The organism is Pseudomonas sp. AC463 (assembly GCF_979253585.1).
In genome coordinates, this window is sequence record NZ_CEEDDZ010000945.1 from 1 (window position 1) to 250 (window position 250).

A 250-nucleotide genomic window follows, 5' to 3' on the forward strand; every position below is an offset into this window, starting at 1 on the left:
CCCCTGATATTCTAAAATTGAATATCAAACATGATTTATATTATTTTCAAGTCTTAGAAAGCGGCTGGATAGTCGCGCCGAAGGCGAAGACGCGCACCGCGCTTTAAGGCCGGATACGACTACTGCGTCACCTGCTTCGCTCAACATAAAAAAACACAGGGGCTCTTCATGACTAGTTCCGTATTCCGTCGCACGCTACTCGTTGGTACTTTGGGCTTGGCTCTGTTGGGCCAAGCCGTTGCCGGCGAGC

At 50.0% G+C, this 250-nt stretch carries 1 pseudogene; it reads left to right on the forward strand.

Going from position 1 to position 250, the window contains the following annotated elements:
* Positions 1 to 168 precede the first annotated feature (168 nt).
* Positions 169 to 250, forward strand: a pseudogene (locus tag AC0IYH_RS33020) (cystine ABC transporter substrate-binding protein); the annotation flags it as partial.